Below are 19,730 nucleotides of genomic sequence, written 5' to 3' on the forward strand. Positions count from 1 at the left end.
GCCTCCCATTTCCTAATAATCCTCATACAAAACTGATAATAAACCATTTCTTTGGTGTATAATCAAAAAATTGATCCAAGATGATGAGGAAAATGATGGAAGCATCAGCAATGGAGGACCTAAGATCTCGTTGTAAAAATTTGAAGATTTTATATGTTGAAGACGATGAAGTTACTAGAAAATACACTCATTCTATTTTAAGTGAATTTTTTGATTGCATTGATGTTTCGAGTGATGGAAAAAATGCTTATGATATGTTCTTTGATGCTGAAATTGCCATACCTCAATTGGGTATTTCACAAGAACCTCAAATACAAAAATACGACCTTTTAATTACAGATCTAAAAATACCTAGATTAGATGGTATTTCTTTAATTACTAAAATTCGTAAATTTTGTAAAGAGACGGCTATTATTGTTACATCAGCCCATAATGATGTGGAATTTTTGATTGAAACAATTCGTTTGGGTGTCGATGGTTATATTTTAAAACCTATTGAACTCGATCAGTTTTTTGATTCCTTAAGCTCTACTGTGGAAAAAATTCTTCTCAAAGCACAATATCGTGCTTATACGAATGATTTAAAGAACACAATAGTATTGCAGAAAAGTGCCCTTGAAGAACAGCTGCATACAGATGCACTCACAAAGCTTCCTAATAAATACACTTTGGATCGTATTTTAGAACAGATACAGCCCTCAGAAGTTCCCACATTATTTTTAATCAATATTGATAATTTTACAAATTACAATAAGCTCTATGGCATTGAAGCAGGCAATCAAATTTTAAAAGAGTTTTCACACCATTTTAAAGAGGTCGCAACATCCCTTTGTTACGATGTTTTTCGTATCTCTTCTAATGAATTTGCAATGCTTCGTTTGAGCACACAGCTTGATCCTGAAAAAATCTATGAAGATATTGCCCAAACACTGGGCATTTTAAATGGTATCGAGATAAAAGTCGAAGGACTTATTGAAAAAATATTGGTTCATATCTCCATGGGTGTAACGTTCGATCAAGAAAATCTTTTTAAAAAAGCGTTTACGGCTCTTGATTTTGCCAAACAAACCAATAAAGCTTTTGTTGTTTATACCAGCAATTTAGATGAGACGGAATCGTTAGCCAATGATTTTTATTGGCAAGATGTCATTGCTGATACGCTCAATAAAGACAATATTGTTCCTTTCTTTCAGCCTATTTGCGACAAAGAGAGGGAGATTATTAAATATGAAGCGCTGATTCGTATCAAAACAAAGGATAAATTTGATCAAGATCAGTATGTTTCACCCTATTATTTTTTAGACATTTCATGTCGAACGAAACAATATGATAGTCTTAGTTACAGAATGATCGAAAAAGTATTTGCGATGATGGTGTTATATCCAGAGATGACATTTTCGATTAACCTTAGTTTCCGAGACATGCTTAACAAAGAAATACGTGACTTTATGCGATCTAAAATTCTTGAGTTTAAAAACGAAAGCAGAGCGGTTCATCTCGTTTTTGAAGTGGTTGAAAGTGAAAAGGTAACGGACTATACGACCATTATAAATTTTTTACACTATATTAAGTACGATGATGCACCGATTGCTATTGATGACTTTGGTACAGGCTATTCCAATTTTTCACATTTATTGGAATTAAATCCAGTCTATCTCAAAATTGACGGTAGTTTGGTTCAAAATCTTGATAAAGATGTGAAGTCATTGAAGCTTGTTAAGGGCATTGTTTCGTTTGCACATGCTTTACATGTAAAGACGATTGCTGAATACGTGCATAAAAAAGAGATCTTTGATCTTTTGGTGGAAATGGGCGTAGATGAGTTTCAAGGGTATTTTATTGGCGAGCCATGTTTGGAGCTACAATGTTCTCACTAACACCATTCACGATCCTTTTATTTTTAGCCTTAGTCCTTTTTGTTGGATTTATGTGGAGTTATTTACGTTTAAAGCAGCATCAAAAATTTAAGCAGTTGATTGATTTTGCGATTGAAGGATTGGTGGTTTCTCATAAGGGATGTATTGTCGAGATTAATGAGCAAGCTTTAAAGCTATTTGGAGGCGAGAGCAAAGAGGAGATGATTGGTAAGTCGATGGTCGATTTTGTAGCTGCTACATCCAAAAAGCTGATACGCGAAAAATCTATGAAAAATACGGGTATCTATGAATGTATGCTTCTACGCAAAGATGGAAGCTCTTTTCCCGCATTAGTGAAAGGCTCCATCGTTCGTAGTGTTGGAAAAACCATGCGAATTTCTGCTGTTATCGATCTCAGTGAGCTTAAAGAAACACAGTATGCACTCCAAACGCTCAATAGAACTTTAGAAAATCAAGTGCAAGAACAAATTGAAAAAAATCGTCAGCAAGAGATGATGCTTTTCCAGCAATCTCGTCATGCGCAAATGGGTGAAATGATTAGTATGATTGCACATCAATGGCGACAACCTCTCAATGTCCTCTCTTTGCTAGCCCAAAATATTGCTTTCAAATATAAACTTCAAAAACTTGATGATACCATCATGGATGAGTTTAAAGAGGACTCTATGCGTCAGATTTTGCAGATGTCAAAAACCATTGATGATTTTAGGGATTTTTTTAAACCCGATAAATCTCAGAAAGTTTTTGATGTTAAACAACAGCTTGCACATACGGTTGAAATGGTGAAACCTATTGTTTCAGCACATGGTATTGAGCTCTCTTTTGTCGCCGAAGAAGGTTTACATGTAAAGAGTTTTCCCAATGAGTTTGGTCAGTCGATCATCAACATCTTTAACAATGCTAAAGACGTTCTTTTAGAGAGTTGCGGTGATCATACAAAGCAGATTATTGTTGAGGCAAAAAGAGAGAAATCTGACACGATTATTGTTTCAATAGAAGACAATGGTGGCGGTATTGATACGCTTGTGATGCCTTACATTTTTGAACCTTATTTCTCCACAAAAGGTTCACAAAATGGGACGGGGCTTGGACTTTATATGACTAAAATTATTGTTGAAGAGCATATGAATGGACGTATTCGTGTGGCAAATACTGCCTCAGGTGCGCGATTTGAAATTATATTGCAGGGATTGGTATCATGAAGTTGAATGATCTGAAAGAGGTTCGTCCTTTGATTGTGGAAGATGAACACAATGTTTTAGACTCTTTATTCTCCGTTTTTAATACGGTGTTTGATGAATTTTATACGGCTCGAAATGGTGAAGAGGGATTGTATCGGTTTTATAAAGATGCTCCTGATATTATTATTACGGACCTACAAATGCCTTTTATGAGTGGATTTCGTATGCTCAATCGCATTCGCATTGAAAATCCAACAATTCCAATCATTATTACATCAGCATATAGTAGTCAAGATCAACGTGAACAAGCTGAAAAATTAGGCGTGAATGGTTATTTGGTAAAGCCCTATGATATGGATATGTTATTTGCAAAAATTGATGAATGCTGTTGTAACTCTACTTTAGGTAAGATCGATCTCGACCAATTTTCCGTTTAAAATCTCAGCAAATTCGACCCCAAACTGGTAACATTCTTCAAGTTCGGATTGACTTGGAATCAGTTTTATTTTAAGCGGTGTAAGTGGTGGCACACGAAGTTTAAGTGACTTAAGACGAGCTAGAATATGGTCGACCGCTTCGCCACTCCATCCGTACGATCCAAACGCTCCGGCACATTTACCTTGTTTTTCTAAAAACATCAAACACGAAAGCAAGTCCCAAACAGGTTTAGGGGCATCGGCATTGATGGTGGGTGTGCCGATTAAAAAGCCGTCACTCTCTTCTAAAATCGCTATCATATTTTGTGATTCGATAGAGGCAAGATCATACATATTGGCGACCACACCTTCTATACTTTCACACCCCTCAAAAATGGCTTGTGCCATCTCTTGGGTATTTTTATAACTGGTAAGGTAAAAAATAGAGAGTATTTTTTTGCCACTACCTTTATTCGTGTCAACTTTATGGCTCCATTGTTTATACGCATCAATATATTGATATGGATTTTCGCGTAATATTGGACCATGAAGAGGTGCAATCAGTTCAATTTTAAAACGTTCGTAGAGTTTTAGTGCACTTCTGACATAGCTTTGAAATGGGCGCATAATATGGTCATAGTAGTATTGAAATGCGTATGAAAAGTCACCTACTTTATTGTTGAAAAGGCGTTTATCATAATAGTGTGAACCAAAAACATCCCCACTAAAAAGTAGCTTGTCTTCCTGTACGTAACTGCTCATGGTCTCTGGCCAATGCAGATAGGGTGTCGTGAGAAACGTAATGGTCTTGCCTCCAAGATGAAGCTGTTTATTGGTCCAAATTGTTTCAAAATTGATCTCTTCGCTGTTGGTAAGCGCTTTAAGCATCGTTGTGGCTTGAGGGGAAATAAGCACTTTGGCGTGCGGTGCTCTTCGGATGAGTTCTGGCAGCGCCCCTGAGTGATCAGGCTCAATGTGATGGATAATGACATATTTGATTTCATCATAGGAACACAGTGCTTCTACATGGCGGAAGAAATCATCTTGAAACTCTTTTTTAACGGTATCAACAATAATGACACCCTCAGCAGTTTTAATGAGATACGCATTATAACTAGAACCATTCGCGGTTCGCATGACGATGTCAAACGTTCGAATATCGGGATCAAATACACCTATAAAATAGATGTCCTTAGCTATGGTTATGGGGTGATGGTGCATGGAGAAACCTTTGCATCCAAAGAGGCGGATTGCTATTTTTTAATGTGAGTAGGGTGTTTAACAGGGTATCAATGCGCTCATTTTCTTTCTCAGACTTCAGTACAAAGATACCAGAGCCTTTCACCATTAAAGAAGCGCGCGGTCCAATATGTGAAGCGCACAAAATGTTAGCATCTTCTAAGCATTCAATTTTATAAGCTAGTTTATCACCTTCTTCAGTGAGTTCATTGGGTGATTCGAGTGCTCTTAAAAAAACAAACGACTCTTCTTGAAGCTCATAGAGATAAAAGCATTTGCACCAGCCAAAATGGTCATTGACATGGATGTTGTCCGTGGATGCAAATGCTATTTTCATCGTTTATTCCGCTACTGGAGTGTGTGCTTGGCGATTAGCAATCGAGATCGCTTCACGGTAAGGTTTAGGAGAAACTTCTGGGAACATGATGCCATTTTTCTTATGCTCACGAATGTTGTAGATGCCACTCTCATGACCCGCAACATAATAGGCATTGTATTCAGCAGTGTAGGGCATATCCCATACAATTGCACCTTCGGTTGGACAGGCATCTGCACATTTTGGCATCGTGCCATCAGAACATTCAATGCATTTTTCTGGTTTAACATAAGTGTTGTCACCATTGACCGGTGAGTCGCTTGCACTGACAATAGCGGTTGCGGGACACTCGTCAATACAACTGTCACAATTGATACAAAGTTCTGTAATTTTTACTGCCATGGTAAATCCTTTTGATGGGAATGGATTAGTAACTCTAAAAAACCTTGCTTGAATGTACCCACGATGTGAAAAGGGCTTGATCGCATCGTGGGTGTTGAGTAAGGGTTTTTAAAGGTACACACCCCTTTTTATGCAAGAGCTGTTCCGTTAAAGATTTTTTTTAAATACAACACGAAGTTTTTTTCTTTATGTGGTATTTTTTTGTTTAGAAACTGCATTAAGAGTTTTGTTTCAGGGCTACTGTAAAAAGGTGCAATGTAAAAACTCTAAATGGAATGGATTGTGCAAATCTATGACTATGGTAAATAGAAAACTGATCAAGGATTTGTTAAACGAGAGTGCTTGTTCTCATAACAAAACCAAAAAAGCGAGCTGTGATAAACCGAAACCTGGAGCGACGAGCGGAGGGTGTGCGTTTGAGGGAGCGCAAATATCACTCTTTCCTTATGCGGATGCTGTGCATTTGGTGCATGGCCCCGACACTTGTCTTGGCGCTTCATGGGAAACCAGAGCAACGCTTACAAGCTATGAAGGTGAAAACAACACACCACTGGGCTATTGCACGAATGTCAGCACCCAAGACATCATTTTTGGTGGTGACAAAAAGCTTTCAGATGCTCTCTCTTACATCGTAGAGCATAAAAAACCTAAGGCGATTTTTGTCTATGAAACGTGTGTCACAGCGATGATCGGGGATAATATTGACTTTACATGTAAAACCGCAGAAGAGCTGTTTCACATTCCCATCGTGCCTGTGCACGCCCCTGGTTTTGTGGGCAGTAAAAACTTAGGATCACGCCTTGCCGGTGAAGCGGTGTTGGACGCTCTTGTAGGTACGCGTGAGCCTGAAGAGATTCATCCTTTTGGCATTAACTTGATCGGTGATTATAATGTAACGGGCGATATGTGGCAATATAAGCCTCTTTTGGAGCGTATTGGCATCAAAGTTGTTTCCTCTCTTTCAGGGGATGGCAGAATAGAGCAGATCCAAACGGCGCACACGGCAAAGCTCAATGTCATTGTCTGTGCAAAGTCGTTGGTGACGTTGTGTCGTAAAATGCAAGAGCGCTACAACATCCCTTATGTGAGCGTCTCTTTTTATGGTAAACGTGATACCTCCAATGCGATTCGCTCCATCGTCAATGCGTTTGGCGATGCGGAATTGATCGCGAAAGCGGAAACGATCATTGCTGAAGAAGAGGCGAAATTGGAAACGCGTTTGAAGCTGTACCATCCGATGCTCAAAGGCAAAAAAGCGATTTTAAACACAGGCGGAAACAAGTCATGGTCGATCGCCTCAGCACTTCAAGACATTGGCATCGAAGTGGTCGCCACCTGTGTGCAAAAAGCTACGGAAGAGGATGTAGCGATAGCGAGTGAATATGTGCCTATTTTATTTAAAGCACCCGGTGTCGATCAGCCTCGTTTGATTGATGAGCATAAAGTCGACATTTTACTTGCGGGTGGGCGTAGTCTTTACACGGCGATTAAAAAGCGCATTGCCTTTGTCGATGTCAATCAAGAGAAAAAAGTGAGTTACGGTGCATACGGTGGGCTTGAAAACCTCGCCATTGATGTCTGTGCTGCCCTTTCAAACCCTGTCTTTAAACTGGTTGGAAAACAAGCGCCGTGGGACGCGGCATAAATAAATGAGGAGGAAAACATGAGCTTTATTAACCCCAAAGAGATGAAAACAACCACGATGAAGCCTTTACATGTAAACCCTCTTAAGCTCTCACAACCGATGGGTGCGACACTTGCCTTTTTGGGCATTAAAAACTGTATGCCTCTGATGCATGGGGCGCAAGGGTGTGCTTCCTTTACCAAGGTACTCTTTACACGACATTTTAACGACCCGATCGCCATTCAAACTACTGCTGTTAATGATATAACCGCCGTCATTGATGGAGGCGATAAAGGCATCTCCGAAGCGGTGGAAAACATCACCAAAAAAGTAACGCCTGATTTGGTCGGACTTTTTACGACAGGCATGACAGAAACCAAAGGCGATGATATCAAGGGTGCAACGCTTCTTTTAAAAGAGAAGCAAAAAATGGTATATGTGCATACGCCCGATTTTGAAGGTGGGCTTGAGAGCGGTTGGAGCTTGAGTATCCAAAACATTATTACTCAGCTCATTGAGCCAACCACCCATGTTCGAAAAGATAAAGTCCTTTTTGTCCCCAATGTCAACTTTAGTCCCATTGAAGTTGAAAAACTCAAAGAAGCACTCGAACTTCTGGACTTGGAAGTCTATGCGCTTCCTGATCTTAGCGATTCCCTTGATGGTCATTTAGGTGTCAAACAAGGTGCACTCAGCAGTGGAGGTATTAGCGTTTCAGACATTGAAAAACTGGGTGATGCGGGTGCTGTCATCACCATAGGACGTTCGGTTAAAAAATGCGGGGAACTTTTTTATGAGAAATTTCCTCAAAGTACGCATTTGCATTTTGATAGCCTTATGGGCTTAGAAGCAAGTGATGAGTTTTATGCCAAACTGTTTGAATTCTTGGAATGTAAAAGTGTGCCCAGTGTGGTCAAACGTTGGCGTGCTCGCTTGCAAGATGTGCTCTTAGATACGCATTTTACCTTGGGAAAAGCAAAAATTCTTATCGCCGATGAACCTGATAGTGCTTATGCCATCTCTAAAGCTTTAAAAGAAGCGGGTGGTTCGTGTGAGGCATATATTGCACAACGCAGTGAGGTGCAAGAAGCCTTTACATGTAAAGTTTCCATTGGCGATTTGGAAGAGGTGGAAAAAGCCCTTCCTGCTATGGATCTGCTCATTACCAACTACCATGGTGAGCGTCTAGCCCATAAACACCACAAAGAACTGCTCATTCGAGGTTTCCCCAATTATGAGCAAGTCGGTATTGGACTACGCCATAACATATTATATGAAGGCAGTTGTGCTTTTTTATGCGAAGTAACCAATCTATTAGTCCATCATTAATAAACTTCAATACTTTCAATAGGGCACATTTTGTGCCCAACTCATAATTTCCTTTATCCTTTTTTACTCTATTAAACTTCTTTTCGCAATCAATTTAGAAGTAATTTGGAGTTTTTTATACCTTTTTTGATTCATATTGTGAAAGAATCAATACTTTTTTCGTCAAAAGCAATGATATTTCACATATCTCACATTAAATCTCACATTTAGTTATTAAAATTAAGTTAGAAATAAAAAACACTATTTCAAAAAGGAGTAATACAATGAGTAAAGAGACGATGTCAAGAAGAGACGCTCTAAAGTTGGGCGTAGTTGGGGCAGGTGCAGCCATGTTAAGTGCAGCCAATGCAATGGCAGCAGCACCAACTGAAAAAGATGTCAAATTTGATGAAGAGTACGATGTTATCATCATTGGTTCTGGTTTTGCGGGTCTCGCAGCAGCAGCTAAATCAGCAGAACGTGGTTATAAAGTATTGATTCTTGAAAAAATGGGTCGTGTTGGTGGTAATTCAGCTATTAATGGTGGTGCGTTTGCCGTTCCAATGAATAGAGATCAAAAACAATTTGGTATTGAAGATTCTAAAGCGCTTTTTATTAAAGATGCTTTAAAAGCAGGACTTGGTATTAACCACGTAGAAATGCTAGAGCTAATTGCAGATCGTGCGCAAGAGACATTTGACTTTGCCGTAAAATGTGGTGCAAAATTCCAAACAGGTAAAAAACCAACATGGTTTGGTGGTCATTCAGTGCCTAGAACTATTGTTACTGAAAATATGAGTGGCTCAGGCATTATTCAACCAATGGCAGCATTTGTCGAAAAACTTCCCGGTTGTAAAATGGTAACACGCGCAAAAATGGATGATTTTGTGATGAGTAATGATGGTACAACGGTTATCGGTGTAACTGCACGTATTAATTACCGTTTTGATAATAAACTTCACAATGATGACATTGAAAACAAGACAGGTGAGAAAAAAGCTTATCGCGCTAAAAAAGGTGTTGTTTTAGCAAGTGGAGGTTTTTCTATGGATAGAGACTTTAGACAACTTCAAGACCCACGTATGACACCCGATATGGATGCAACAAACCATGATGGTGCAACGGCTGGAGCACTTTTAAAAGCTTTCCAAATTGGAGCACTTCCTGTACATATTAGTTGGATTCAAGAAGGACCATGGGCAAGTCCAGATGAGAGAGGTTTTGGTGTAGCACCACTCTTAACACAACAAGGTTTATTCAAATTTGGTGTTGCAGTTGATGTTAGAAATGGTAAACGATTCATGAATGAGATGGCTGATCGTAAAACACGAGCGGATGCTGAGTATGTTATCTTAAGGGAAGCGCCAAAAATGTATCCGGTAGCCATTGGTACGTACAATACATTTGAAGAGCAAATTTATGCAGCGATCGATAAAGGTCTACAAGGTGGCGTTATGAAGAAATTCGATACGCTTGACGCTCTTGCTGCAAACTATAAAATTCCAGCAGATGCACTTAAGGCAACGATTAAAAAATATAATGAAGATGTCAAAAATAGTGTTGAGGATGAGTTTAAAAAACCAACACTTAAAGGTGACTCTCTGAAAGAACTTAAAGGTGGTGATCCTATCGATATGAAAGGACCATTTTACGCAATTCGTTTATGTCCAAAACCTCACCATACCATGGGCGGCTTAAAAATTAATACAAAAGCTCAAGTCATTTCAGCCAATACGAACAAACCGATCCCAGGTTTCTTTGCAGCGGGCGAAGTAACGGGAGGGACACACGGTGCAAGTCGTCTAGGTAGCTGTGCAATTGCTGACTGCTTAGTATGTGGTATGGTCGCAGGAGAAAATATATAAATGCGTAAGAAAAGAACTCTTTGTGTCTTAGGGTTCTTTTTCATTTTCAGTGTCATGTCTCTTTTTGGTGTGGATACAAATACGTCATCGCCCAAAATCAATATGACACCTGAACTTAAAAAAGAGTTTCCCATTAAGGCTCATCATGAAAAGCTGTCTCTTAGCTGTACGGATTGTCATGAAGGTCAGGGTGATGACCCAAAAGATTTGAAATTGATTGGGGATAAAGGGTGCTTGTCATGTCATAAAACAAAACAATTTTTGGCAGATAGGCTAAAGTTTATGGATGCATTACATACCAATCCACATAATTCTATTCATGATGGACCAAAACTTTATTGTGATGAGTGTCACAATGAGCATAAGCCATCTGAAAATATGTGCTTGTCTTGCCATAGTAATGATGTTAAAATTTGGATGAGGCCGACACCATGATCAAAAAAATATTTCTCATCATCAAAAATAACATTCTGCTAATGGGCTTAGTAGGCATTTTGATCGGGCTACTCAGTTCATGGATTCTTTATGAGGGACTGCATCGAACCAGTGATGATCGTTTTTGTATCGTGTGCCATGAAATGAAACCAATGGTTGCTGCCTATCATAATGATGTGCATGGTGGAAATGGTAAAGTAGGCATTAAAGTATCGTGTGTTACGTGCCATTTACCTCATGACAATGTGATTGCCTATATTGCAACAAAAGCTCGAAACGGCGTTGTCGAAGGAGCGATTCACTTCTTTGGTAATCCTGATGCAATTAATTGGCAGGCAAACCGTGCCAATCGTCAACATTTTGTTCGTGATGAAGCGTGTTATGGTTGTCATACCAACTATAAAACCAATGAAGCGATCAGTGTAAAAGGACGTGAAATGCACGAGCATTATGCCAGCCTCAAAGGAACAGATAAAGAGATAAGCTGTGCTTCTTGCCACGTTGAAATTGGGCACAAAGGGCTTAGAAGCATGCTTAATTACTATAAGCCTGAGTATGAATACTACAAAGGCAAGTTAGATACAAAAAAAGATGAGGCTGAGAAAAAATTAGCCGAAGAGATGAAATAAGCATTATAAAGAGAAGCCCCATTGGTTTTGCGGTAAACGAATGGGGCAGATAGTGTTTTACATGTAAAGCACAAAAATGGGCAAAAAAAGGAGAAAAGATGAAACTTACTAAATTAAGTATGGTTGCAATTGCCATTTTAGGACTTGGTAGTCATGTTTATGCGGCAGATACACTGGCAGATGCTTTCAAAAATGGTAAAGTAAATGGCACGTTAAAAGCGTGGTATTGGGATCGAAATGATGATGGTAACTTCTATCCAAAAGCTGATCATCAAAATATTTTGAATGTTGGTGTAGAGCTTGGTTATGTAACCGATACTTTATATGGTTTAAGACTTGGTTTTACATACCAAGGTAGTTCTACTCCATTTGCAACAGATGATGCAAAAAAACTTTTCAATAAAGAAGAATCTGGTCAAGGTTCAGTCCTCTCTGAAGCGTATTTGGGTTACCAAATTGGAAAAACAGATGTGAAAGTTGGACGACAATACATTACAACGCCTCTTATTTCAGGTAATCCAACACGTTTCTTTAGAGAGTCTTTTGAGGGTGCGACAATTACCAATATGGATTTACCTCAAACAACACTTTATGCAAACTATGTGGGTAAATTCCAAGGTAGAACAGGTGATGTCTTTAATGGTAATTTTTTAACACCTACTGGGGCTAATAATTATTCTTATGATGCGCCAGAATTTACAAAACAAATTATTATAGCTGGAGCTGGCCCAACTGCATTTGGATTTGATGGTGCTTATTCATTGGGGGCTATTAACAAATCTGTTTCAAATCTTACATTATCCGCACAATTTGCTCAAGCACATGATGTGGTTATGAGTGGTGTTAATGGTAAAGGTCCTTATGGTGCTTCTTTTGCTAGTGCAACAGATGATATTTCATTTTATTACTCAGAAGCAAATTATGTTCTTCCTATGAGTAATTATAAGCTTCTCTTCGATGCAAACTACAGAGGTTCACGTGCAGGTAGTGGACTTGATGTGGCACATATAGATGGTAATATGTTGGGACTTCGTGCTGGTTTCTCTGAGCTTTATGGCTTTGGTGGAACTATTGCATATACAACTGTAAGTAATGGAGATGATGCACTTCTTGGTCTTGGTAATGGACCATCATGTTATACTATGCTTTCCATTCGAGGACCTTTGGTATTTAATAGCTTTGCAGGTATGGATACCTATAGATTTGGTGCAACCTATAATTTCTCACAAGTGGGTATTATAGGACTTACCTCTGAATTAGCGTATGTGACGGCAAAACAAGATACTCAATCTACAGCAACTATTTCAACTGCAACCAATGCGAAAGCAGAGATTGAAGGCTATTCAGCAAGGCTTACTTATGCAGTTCCTGCACTTAAAGGGTTAACAACTGAAGTCACTTATGTATCCTTTGACAAAGATTATTTTGTTTCTGGTGCAAAAATAAAATCTTATGATACTGACGAATTATGGTTTAACGTAAATTATAAGTTTTAGTCTATTGAGTGATTCCAAGTAATTTGGAATCATTCAAATTTTTGTTTGAAAAACCTAGTACGCTAATCATTCTTGGTATAATAAATTAATTATAGTATTAAAGAATATCATTAGAAATAGTGTTATTGCAAAATCATAACTAATACAACGAAAAGGAGAAAAGTGAAAGTTCTTTTTCTTGAACCAGATCGGGAGTTAGCAGATCATGTTGACGTTTACCTCAATGGATTACGTTTAAAAATGAATATGAAGAAAATACAATCTGAAGAAGAGATCATGCAAGAAGGCTCTTCTTTACTAGACTATTCTCTTTTTATTCTCAACCTCAAAAATCCTACCGACCCTTCTATGATGAAATTTATCAGGCAAAGAGGAAGTGACGCTCCTATTTTACTCATTTTAGACAAAGTGGCTAATTCTCGTATGCTACAAACCCTTTATTATCTCTCATACGATGATGTTATTATCAAAGATTTTTCTCCTGATGAGATCGCTTTTAGGATTTACAAATTGTGTCATATTTGGAATGATGATACTTTTTGTTTAGCAAAAGACGTTTGTTTTGATTTTAAAAATGCTCTCTTTATTTATAAAGAAGATAAGATTTTTTTAGGTAGGAAAGAAGCACTGTTCCTCAAATATTTACTAGCCAAATCTCCACATATCGTTTCATCAGACGAAATCGTATGTTATGTTTACCATAATGAAGTGATTAGCCAAGAGCGCATTAGATCACTTGTGCGACAGTTGCGCGCTAAACTCTTGCCATTTCATCTCATCGAAACGGTTAAAGGTGAGGGATATAGAATAGTCAATACAAAAATAGAAGAAGAAATGGACAGTACAAGTAGTACGATCATAAAATTTTGCCTACCTTTATTGCCCGTTTTTGCAGATTCGTGTTTGTATGCTGCTTTATAGTCATGCAATGATCAAATTAGGATAGTCTATGAACCCTATTCGTGAAATATTAGCAAAGCAAAAAGTGCTTATTATTGATGGTGCCTTTGGTACAGAATGAGAGCGTAAAGGCTATGATATCAACGATTCTCTTTGGTCCGCTAAGTTTTTAATGGAAAACCCAGAGGCCATTGGTGAAGTTCATAAAGACTATCTTGAAGCGGGTTCTTCTAAACCTATCATCGTATACCCCAATGGTGGGGCGACCTACAATGCACTCACTAAAACATGGGACGGACTCTCTAAAAGTGCATCCTATGGAAAAATGGCGCATATCTGGTATAAAAAGGGTGCAAGCATCATCGGTGGATGTTGTCAAACAACGCCTTTTGATATTGCGCAAATTGCACAATGGGTAAGATACTAATCCTTCTTTAAAATAATGCTGTGAAGTGAATTATTTTCAGTTCACAGCGCTTCCTGAAAACTTTTTTATCTTTACATGTAAAGTATATTTTCTACGGAACACTTCTTGTATAGTGTTTAAAAAAGTGACTTTTTTAGTCGTAATAGTGATAAAAATCTTTTGCATTGTGGTATCAAGCATCCTCTTCCTATTTAAAAAAAAGGTCTATCATCATGTCAGAGCAAAGCCGTACATCTCGTTATAATGCCTATATCCCTGAAGTTGTTGCATATCAAAAAGCATTGGACCAGCTCTCTGAACGGTGGAATTTACTCTCTCTTTTGGGACAAATGAGTAATATTGGTATGGACATATCAGAGACGAGACAGGCCTTTAGTAATCTGTCAGAGCAACTGTTACAAAGACTTTCCGAAGAGACTGTCAAAAAACTTGCAACAGAACTTGGTGCAAAAGCACAAGTCGCAATAGATATTTTAATTCGTAATCTTTTTGAGCGTACAGCAGATATTGGTTTTTTAGCGATGGATACGATCATTTGTGACTTTGCTCGCATGAACAACGAGGAACAGAAAGTCTCTTTATCCGCACTGCAAAACCGTTTTCTTGAGTATATTGAAAAGTACAGTGTTTATAATGATGTTTTGCTCTTTTCGCTTGATGGTACGCTTATCGCTTCTACTAAAGATGAAAAAATAGGGAAGCAGGTAGAGAGTTCATTGATCTATGAAGCAATACACACATCCAAAGAGTATGTTGAGAGTTTTGGTGTTTTCCCATTAGTAAGTGAAAAAGAGAGTTTACTGTACAGTTATCGTGTGTGTGATGAGAATGGTACACCCCTTGCGGTGCTCTGTTTAGTCTTTAAATTTCAAGATGAGATGCGCGTTATTATCTCCAACCTTATCGAAAATGAGACATGGGCTGATATGCTTGTCTTAGATGAAAATCAGTGTACGATTTACAGTAGTGACCCCTTTCATTATACTCTTGGAGCTCCCCAAAAAACGGCACTTAAAAACTTTGATATCGTTCCTTTTGCTGGAAGTGAGTATGTGGCAAAAACACAATCAACCAAAGGGTATCAAGGTTTTTATGGGCTAGGTTGGATGGGACATGCGCTCATGCCTCTCTCTTTTGCCTTTAATCAAAAACATGAACATGTCCCTTTTACAGAAGAACAGATAAAAATTATAAAAAATTCTTCACTATTTTCTGAAGAGTTTACAAGCATTCCGACAAAAGCTGAGGCGATTCAACGACGTCTTGATCTGACCATTTGGAATGGAAATGTGCAAATTGCCAATCAAAAAAGTGGCGATAACTCTTTTTCAAAATCACTCTTAAATGAAATTTCTCGTACAGGTGCACAAACCAAAAAGACATTTGAAGAATCCATCAGTAACCTTAACTGGACGGTTGTTGCTTCATTTATCAATCATGCGGCATTTAATGCAAAACTTGCCATTGATATTATGGATCGAAACCTTTATGAGCGTGCCAATGACTGTAGATGGTGGGCTTTAAGTCCTGTATTTATCAAAGCATTTAGCGCAAAATATAAAGAGTGTACGACAATCCGAAAAGAATTTGGGCATGAAATCACCGAAGTTTTGGGAGCTATTAATTCACTGTATACAGTCTATAGCAATCTCTTTTTATTTGATACTCAAGGGTGTGTTATCGCTGTCAGTCAAGAAAAGTATGCTCATTTAATTGGTAAGCGCATAGGGGCACATTATATCGCGCAAACATTAGCGCTCAAAAGTTCCAAAGAGTATGTGGTCAGTCCTTTTGAAAAAACGGAACTCTATGATGGAAAATACACCTACATCTATAGTGCGCCCATTTTTATTGAAGGGGCAAAAGAGGCGCAAGGGGGTATTGGCATTGTTTTTGATGCAGAAGTTCAATTTGAAGCTATGCTTAAAGATGTGGTAGGGGAAGATGAACGTTCCTTTGCTCTTTTCTTAGAAAGTAAAACCAACAATGTTATTGCTTCAACCAATCCTGCTATTTGCATTGGAGAGCGATGTACTTTTTGTGATTCAATGGAAAATATGGTTCTGATTAAAAATGAGTATTATATTATTGGAAAAGGTAAATCTCAAGGCTATAGAGAGTTTAAATGCAGCGACGGTTACTGTAATGACGTAACCGCAATTGTCTGCATCAAGATAGCAAACCAAGATGCGTGTGTGGAGGATATTTCAAAACAGACTAAAAAGCAGTACCTCTATCCCAAAATTGGTGCATCGGAAAAAACGGTTGAGCTTTCTACTTTCTGGATGAACGGCAATCTCTTTGCTATCGAGAGTCAGCAGATATACGCTGCTCTTGAAGGTCAAGATGTTACACAAGTGATCGGGTGCGATGAAATTTATGTTGGGATGATTACGTGGAATAACAAAACGATTCCTGTGGCTTCTTTAGCGAAGTATTTTCATCACAATATTGCGTATAACAAAGAGATACACCACATTGTTGTGCTTAAAGGAAGCGACGAAAAGCCTTTTGGTTTGGTGATAGACATGGTGCAAGACAGCCCAGAAGTTCCTGTGCGTTGTGTGGATGAGACAAGCCAAGCGATGATGGGTCAACAGACCCTCACGAAAGCTATCGTTAAGGCAGATGCGGGTCAAGAGAAAGCAGAGATGCTTTCCATTCTTGATCCTCTCAAAATAGAAAAATATTTACTGATGGAAAAAACAATTTCCAACAGTGAAATGAGAGTCAATTAATCTTTTATCATTGCTTCTTTATCTTTTGTTTCAATAGAGGACAAAAGCGATAAATGAACATTTTCATCAATACTTTTAAGATGTAAATCGTGCTGTGGGAAAGGAATCTCAATACCATTGGCATACAGTGTGTTGTAGATAATAATCAGAAATCTTGAAATAGTTTTGCTCGGTGCTAAAATTTCTTCACCATGAATCCATACTTGCAGTGCAAAATCAACACTACTGCTACCCATTCCCGTCATAATAACATTAGTGTATTTATCACGGGTAGAAAGAATATCTGGATAGCCACTCTTTGCAACCGCTTCTATAATCACAGCAATCACATGTTCTGGTTTTGTGCCATAGGCAACACCAAAAGGAATATCGAAACGTTTGAGTTTATCGTGCATCGTCCAGTTAATCACATTGCCTTCAATGAAATTACGATTGGGAACGATAACATCGATATTACCGTTAGTATTGAGTGTGGTTGAACGCATGCGAATATCGGAGACATGACCGCGTAAGGTATCGGACAACTCAACAAAATCTCCAATTTTGATGCTTCGCTCAAACATTAAGATAATGCCAGAAACAAAGTTTGAGACAATATTTTGCAGACCAAAACCAATACCCACTGAAAGTGCTCCAGCAACCAGTGCAATAGAGGAGAGGTCAATGCCCATGACGTTCAGTGCCACAAAAAAAGCTGTGATGACAATAACGTAGTAGCCGATATTGGATAAAATTGTGCGTGTCGCTAGGTTGATAGACTTACTATTATGTGTCATCCTTTTAATGCTGGTTTTATAAAAACCTCCACCAAAAATACCAATGAGAAAAACAAATAAGGCTAAGATCATTTTCAACATACTAATAGGTGAACCATTCACTGTAAAAATGGGTTCACTCATAATATTCCAAGACATTTTCAGGATATTTTTGAACTCTTGTACGGTTGAGCCTTTAAGGGTATCTATTGTGCCAAAATAATTTTTTTCCATATTATGCAGTAAAGTGGCAATGGACTCTTGGATAACCTTTGCATTTTCTAGACTAGAAACCGCATCAAGAATATTTTTTTCTAAAACAAATACTTTTTTGTTTTTAGATTTTAAGGCATCTGAAAATTCTGAAAATAATGAAGTGATCGTTGCTCTGACTGCTTTATTGTAGGCATCTTCTTTGGTATTGATTGCCGCAGTTGAAATACCTTTGTCGTGCGTATCCCCTAAGAGTTCAAAACGCTCTTTTTTAACTAAAAAATTATCAATCGTTGCACGTAATTTCAAAGCTTCATCTTGCGCCATGACGGTTTTTTTAGGCAGATTTTCAGAATCAAAGGTAATGCTTTTTAGCGATTCATTCAACATTTTATCGATGGAGAGTATCTCATTGACCATCATTTCATTTTGGTCTTTATACTCTAGAAATGACTTTGTGTACAGAGCACTTTGAAGCTCCAGTGTACGCTCTGAGGAATTGTTGTTCTCTAAACTTTTTATTTCTTTGGTTAAGGATTTTATTTTGGTGTCAATCGATTGAATTTTTTTCGTCAGAGAATCTTTTTTAAGCGTATCATCAATGTAACGATTAAAAAGAGCGTTATATTCATCAACATTTGTAGGTACACTTAAGGTAATATTGGTAACGGTTGAGGGGATGGTATTGATCAATTTTTCAAGCAATACTTTTTGTAAAGCAATTTCATCATTTGATACTTTTGACTCTTTGATCGTTTTTAAGAGGTTAATATAGACGGATTTATCTGCATTAATTAAAGAGGAATTTTGGTCATCTGCAAGAGCATTATATGAGATGAACAAAAGTAAAAGTATGAACGATTTTAGGACACGCATAACCATTTGATTCTCCAACATTGAATAGGCATTTTAAAAGCTAATTATACCTTCTCTGTATTTAAAACACATTTGCAATACATTAATACATTATTCATAAGGTTTTGATAGGTAAACTCTCACAAATGTGAAGATATAAACTCCTTTTCTTGCTCTTTTAATATAATCATTTCCAACGGAACACTTCTTGTAAATGTATGAATAACGTTTAGCATAGGAGGATAAAAAGATGGTCAAGGTAGCGTTTTTTACAAACGATCTCAAAAACATTGATGCCCATTTTGGTTCAGGAGAGCAATTTGCCGTGTACGACGTAGGTGCTGAGGGTTTTTCACTCTCTAGCGTTGTTCAAACAGGTGAAGAGCGAACGGAAGGCAGAGTCGAGATGTTACAACATGAGAACATTGACATTATGTACTGCATCGAAATTGGACCTGCAGCGGCTGCCAAAGTCGTCAACGGTAAAATCTTTCCTATCAAATACAAAGAAGTAGTGAGCATTGAAACAGAGCTGAATAAACTTCAAACCATGATAGCAACGAATCCTCCACCGTTTATCAAAAAAATCTTAGAAGCGAGAGGATAAGGCTATGAATGAACTTGAAAAGTTGTTCATAGAGACTCTAACATCTCAGATGAGAGCACTTGACCAATTTGGTACTTGGGCAAAAAAAAGCGATGAAGAAGTTTTGAGTGAAAAATATATTAAGAGTAAAGATGCACTGAAAAATATTCCTATTATTGCGGATATTGATGAGATGCAAATCCAAGATATTCGTCTGATTTTTCAATCAATTGCGCTTGCTTTTGAGCTTAAAACAAACATTATGTGTTCTGTGGTCATGGAAATGAGCCACGAAGGATTCGGGCGTGCGGTTGTTATAGCTGAAAAAATTGTTGTCACCAATAAGTTTTTCAAAGATGCCCATCGTTACAGTTTTAGAACGTATGAAGATCTCGTTAAAGAAGGTGGCAAAATGTTAAAAGATGCTATCGAAATTTACGAAACCTATAAAAAATAATCAGGATAGAA

The 19,730-nt window shown here is 38.0% G+C and carries 18 protein-coding genes; 14 read left to right on the top strand and 4 right to left on the bottom strand.

Going from position 1 to position 19,730, the window contains the following annotated elements; all coding sequences use genetic code 11:
• Nucleotides 1–95 precede the first annotated feature (95 nt).
• Genes FA584_RS05255 through FA584_RS05265 form a run of 3 tightly spaced genes read left to right on the top strand, consistent with a single transcriptional unit; the run spans nt 96 to nt 3,495 of the window.
• Nucleotides 96–1,877 (top strand): EAL domain-containing protein, encoded by a 1,782-nt coding sequence (locus FA584_RS05255; RefSeq protein WP_167750438.1) that lies wholly within the window; start codon nt 96–98, stop codon nt 1,875–1,877.
• The gene (locus FA584_RS05260) at nt 1,865–3,079 is read left to right on the top strand and encodes a PAS domain-containing sensor histidine kinase (RefSeq protein WP_167750702.1); all 1,215 of its coding nucleotides are present in this window, start codon (nt 1,865–1,867) and stop codon (nt 3,077–3,079) included. Before FA584_RS05255 ends, FA584_RS05260 begins: the two co-directional genes overlap by 13 nt.
• Nucleotides 3,076–3,495: a response regulator gene (locus FA584_RS05265; RefSeq protein ID WP_096046430.1), complete on the top strand. Its 420-nt coding sequence runs from the start codon at nt 3,076–3,078 to the stop codon at nt 3,493–3,495. Before FA584_RS05260 ends, FA584_RS05265 begins: the two co-directional genes overlap by 4 nt.
• On the opposite strand, the gene FA584_RS05270 is transcribed toward FA584_RS05265, so the two are convergent.
• The 3 genes from FA584_RS05270 to FA584_RS05280 are packed head-to-tail and all read right to left on the bottom strand — an operon-like array spanning nt 3,460 to nt 5,431.
• The gene (locus FA584_RS05270; protein ID WP_167750439.1) at nt 3,460–4,695 is read right to left on the bottom strand and encodes an FprA family A-type flavoprotein; all 1,236 of its coding nucleotides are present in this window, start codon (nt 4,693–4,695) and stop codon (nt 3,460–3,462) included. The two genes, FA584_RS05265 and FA584_RS05270, sit on opposite strands and share 36 nt — an antisense overlap.
• Nucleotides 4,667–5,050, bottom strand: a complete 384-nt coding sequence (locus FA584_RS05275; RefSeq protein ID WP_096046432.1) for a NifB/NifX family molybdenum-iron cluster-binding protein — start codon at nt 5,048–5,050, stop codon at nt 4,667–4,669. Before FA584_RS05275 ends, FA584_RS05270 begins: the two co-directional genes overlap by 29 nt.
• Nucleotides 5,051–5,053: 3 nt before the next feature.
• Nucleotides 5,054–5,431 carry a DUF362 domain-containing protein gene (locus FA584_RS05280; RefSeq protein WP_096046433.1) on the bottom strand — a complete coding sequence of 126 codons (378 nt, stop codon included), beginning with the start codon at nt 5,429–5,431 and terminating at the stop codon, nt 5,054–5,056.
• 292 nt (nt 5,432–5,723) lie between these two features.
• Here FA584_RS05280 and FA584_RS05285 point away from each other — a divergent pair, with 292 nt between their 5' ends.
• From FA584_RS05285 to FA584_RS05325, 9 genes are all read left to right on the top strand, one after another.
• Nucleotides 5,724–7,076, top strand: a complete 1,353-nt coding sequence (locus FA584_RS05285; RefSeq protein WP_226372259.1) for a nitrogenase component 1 — start codon at nt 5,724–5,726, stop codon at nt 7,074–7,076.
• An 18-nt stretch (nt 7,077–7,094) separates the two neighbouring features.
• A complete protein-coding gene (nifN, locus tag FA584_RS05290; RefSeq protein ID WP_228448152.1) occupies nt 7,095–8,384 on the top strand; it encodes a nitrogenase iron-molybdenum cofactor biosynthesis protein NifN in 1,290 nt (429 codons plus the stop codon).
• A gap of 263 nt (nt 8,385–8,647) precedes the next feature.
• Entirely contained in the window at nt 8,648–10,228 is a 1,581-nt protein-coding gene (locus FA584_RS05295) for a flavocytochrome c (protein WP_096046434.1), read from the top strand.
• Nucleotides 10,229–10,663 carry a cytochrome c3 family protein gene (locus tag FA584_RS05300; protein ID WP_096046435.1) on the top strand — a complete coding sequence of 145 codons (435 nt, stop codon included), beginning with the start codon at nt 10,229–10,231 and terminating at the stop codon, nt 10,661–10,663.
• Nucleotides 10,660–11,292, top strand: coding sequence for a cytochrome c3 family protein (locus tag FA584_RS05305; RefSeq protein WP_167750440.1), 633 nt, complete (start codon nt 10,660–10,662; stop codon nt 11,290–11,292). The genes FA584_RS05300 and FA584_RS05305 overlap by 4 nt, the downstream gene beginning before the upstream one ends.
• 98 nt (nt 11,293–11,390) lie before the next feature.
• Entirely contained in the window at nt 11,391–12,788 is a 1,398-nt protein-coding gene (locus FA584_RS05310) for an OprD family outer membrane porin (protein WP_167750441.1), read from the top strand.
• A 162-nt stretch (nt 12,789–12,950) separates the two neighbouring features.
• On the top strand, nt 12,951–13,709 hold the full coding sequence (locus tag FA584_RS05315) for a winged helix-turn-helix domain-containing protein (protein WP_167750442.1): 759 nt from the start codon (nt 12,951–12,953) through the stop codon (nt 13,707–13,709).
• A gap of 151 nt (nt 13,710–13,860) precedes the next feature.
• A complete protein-coding gene (locus FA584_RS05320; RefSeq protein ID WP_245394677.1) occupies nt 13,861–14,115 on the top strand; it encodes a homocysteine S-methyltransferase family protein in 255 nt (84 codons plus the stop codon).
• A gap of 212 nt (nt 14,116–14,327) precedes the next feature.
• Nucleotides 14,328–16,853 carry a chemotaxis protein CheW gene (locus FA584_RS05325; RefSeq protein WP_167750443.1) on the top strand — a complete coding sequence of 842 codons (2,526 nt, stop codon included), beginning with the start codon at nt 14,328–14,330 and terminating at the stop codon, nt 16,851–16,853.
• On the opposite strand, the gene FA584_RS05330 is transcribed toward FA584_RS05325, so the two are convergent.
• Entirely contained in the window at nt 16,850–18,703 is a 1,854-nt protein-coding gene (locus FA584_RS05330; RefSeq protein ID WP_191342085.1) for a mechanosensitive ion channel family protein, read from the bottom strand. The genes FA584_RS05325 and FA584_RS05330 overlap by 4 nt on opposite strands.
• A 223-nt stretch (nt 18,704–18,926) precedes the next feature.
• Here FA584_RS05330 and FA584_RS05335 point away from each other — a divergent pair, with 223 nt between their 5' ends.
• Both FA584_RS05335 and FA584_RS05340 read left to right on the top strand, forming a co-directional pair.
• Entirely contained in the window at nt 18,927–19,283 is a 357-nt protein-coding gene (locus FA584_RS05335) for a NifB/NifX family molybdenum-iron cluster-binding protein (protein WP_096046442.1), read from the top strand.
• Between the two features lie 4 nt (nt 19,284–19,287).
• On the top strand, nt 19,288–19,719 hold the full coding sequence (locus tag FA584_RS05340) for a NifX-associated nitrogen fixation protein (protein WP_096046443.1): 432 nt from the start codon (nt 19,288–19,290) through the stop codon (nt 19,717–19,719).
• Nucleotides 19,720–19,730: the final 11 nt, after the last annotated feature.

Origin of the sequence: Sulfurospirillum diekertiae, from assembly GCF_011769985.2 — a bacterium.
Taxonomy (GTDB): domain Bacteria; phylum Campylobacterota; class Campylobacteria; order Campylobacterales; family Sulfurospirillaceae; genus Sulfurospirillum; species Sulfurospirillum diekertiae.

What these genes read in the sequence shown, in the direction of transcription:
- FA584_RS05255 (WP_167750438.1), top strand. Translation starts at nt 96, where the DNA reads ATGGAAGCATCAGCAATGGAGGACCTAAGATCTCGTTGTAAAAATTTG.
- FA584_RS05260 (WP_167750702.1), top strand. Translation starts at nt 1,865, where the DNA reads ATGTTCTCACTAACACCATTCACGATCCTTTTATTTTTAGCCTTAGTC.
- FA584_RS05265 (WP_096046430.1), top strand. Translation starts at nt 3,076, where the DNA reads ATGAAGTTGAATGATCTGAAAGAGGTTCGTCCTTTGATTGTGGAAGAT.
- FA584_RS05270 (WP_167750439.1), bottom strand. Translation starts at nt 4,695, where the DNA reads ATGCACCATCACCCCATAACCATAGCTAAGGACATCTATTTTATAGGT.
- FA584_RS05275 (WP_096046432.1), bottom strand. Translation starts at nt 5,050, where the DNA reads ATGAAAATAGCATTTGCATCCACGGACAACATCCATGTCAATGACCAT.
- FA584_RS05280 (WP_096046433.1), bottom strand. Translation starts at nt 5,431, where the DNA reads ATGGCAGTAAAAATTACAGAACTTTGTATCAATTGTGACAGTTGTATT.
- FA584_RS05285 (WP_226372259.1), top strand. Translation starts at nt 5,724, where the DNA reads ATGACTATGGTAAATAGAAAACTGATCAAGGATTTGTTAAACGAGAGT.
- nifN (WP_228448152.1), top strand. Translation starts at nt 7,095, where the DNA reads ATGAGCTTTATTAACCCCAAAGAGATGAAAACAACCACGATGAAGCCT.
- FA584_RS05295 (WP_096046434.1), top strand. Translation starts at nt 8,648, where the DNA reads ATGAGTAAAGAGACGATGTCAAGAAGAGACGCTCTAAAGTTGGGCGTA.
- FA584_RS05300 (WP_096046435.1), top strand. Translation starts at nt 10,229, where the DNA reads ATGCGTAAGAAAAGAACTCTTTGTGTCTTAGGGTTCTTTTTCATTTTC.
- FA584_RS05305 (WP_167750440.1), top strand. Translation starts at nt 10,660, where the DNA reads ATGATCAAAAAAATATTTCTCATCATCAAAAATAACATTCTGCTAATG.
- FA584_RS05310 (WP_167750441.1), top strand. Translation starts at nt 11,391, where the DNA reads ATGAAACTTACTAAATTAAGTATGGTTGCAATTGCCATTTTAGGACTT.
- FA584_RS05320 (WP_245394677.1), top strand. Translation starts at nt 13,861, where the DNA reads ATGGAAAACCCAGAGGCCATTGGTGAAGTTCATAAAGACTATCTTGAA.
- FA584_RS05325 (WP_167750443.1), top strand. Translation starts at nt 14,328, where the DNA reads ATGTCAGAGCAAAGCCGTACATCTCGTTATAATGCCTATATCCCTGAA.
- FA584_RS05330 (WP_191342085.1), bottom strand. Translation starts at nt 18,703, where the DNA reads ATGGTTATGCGTGTCCTAAAATCGTTCATACTTTTACTTTTGTTCATC.
- FA584_RS05335 (WP_096046442.1), top strand. Translation starts at nt 18,927, where the DNA reads ATGGTCAAGGTAGCGTTTTTTACAAACGATCTCAAAAACATTGATGCC.
- FA584_RS05340 (WP_096046443.1), top strand. Translation starts at nt 19,288, where the DNA reads ATGAATGAACTTGAAAAGTTGTTCATAGAGACTCTAACATCTCAGATG.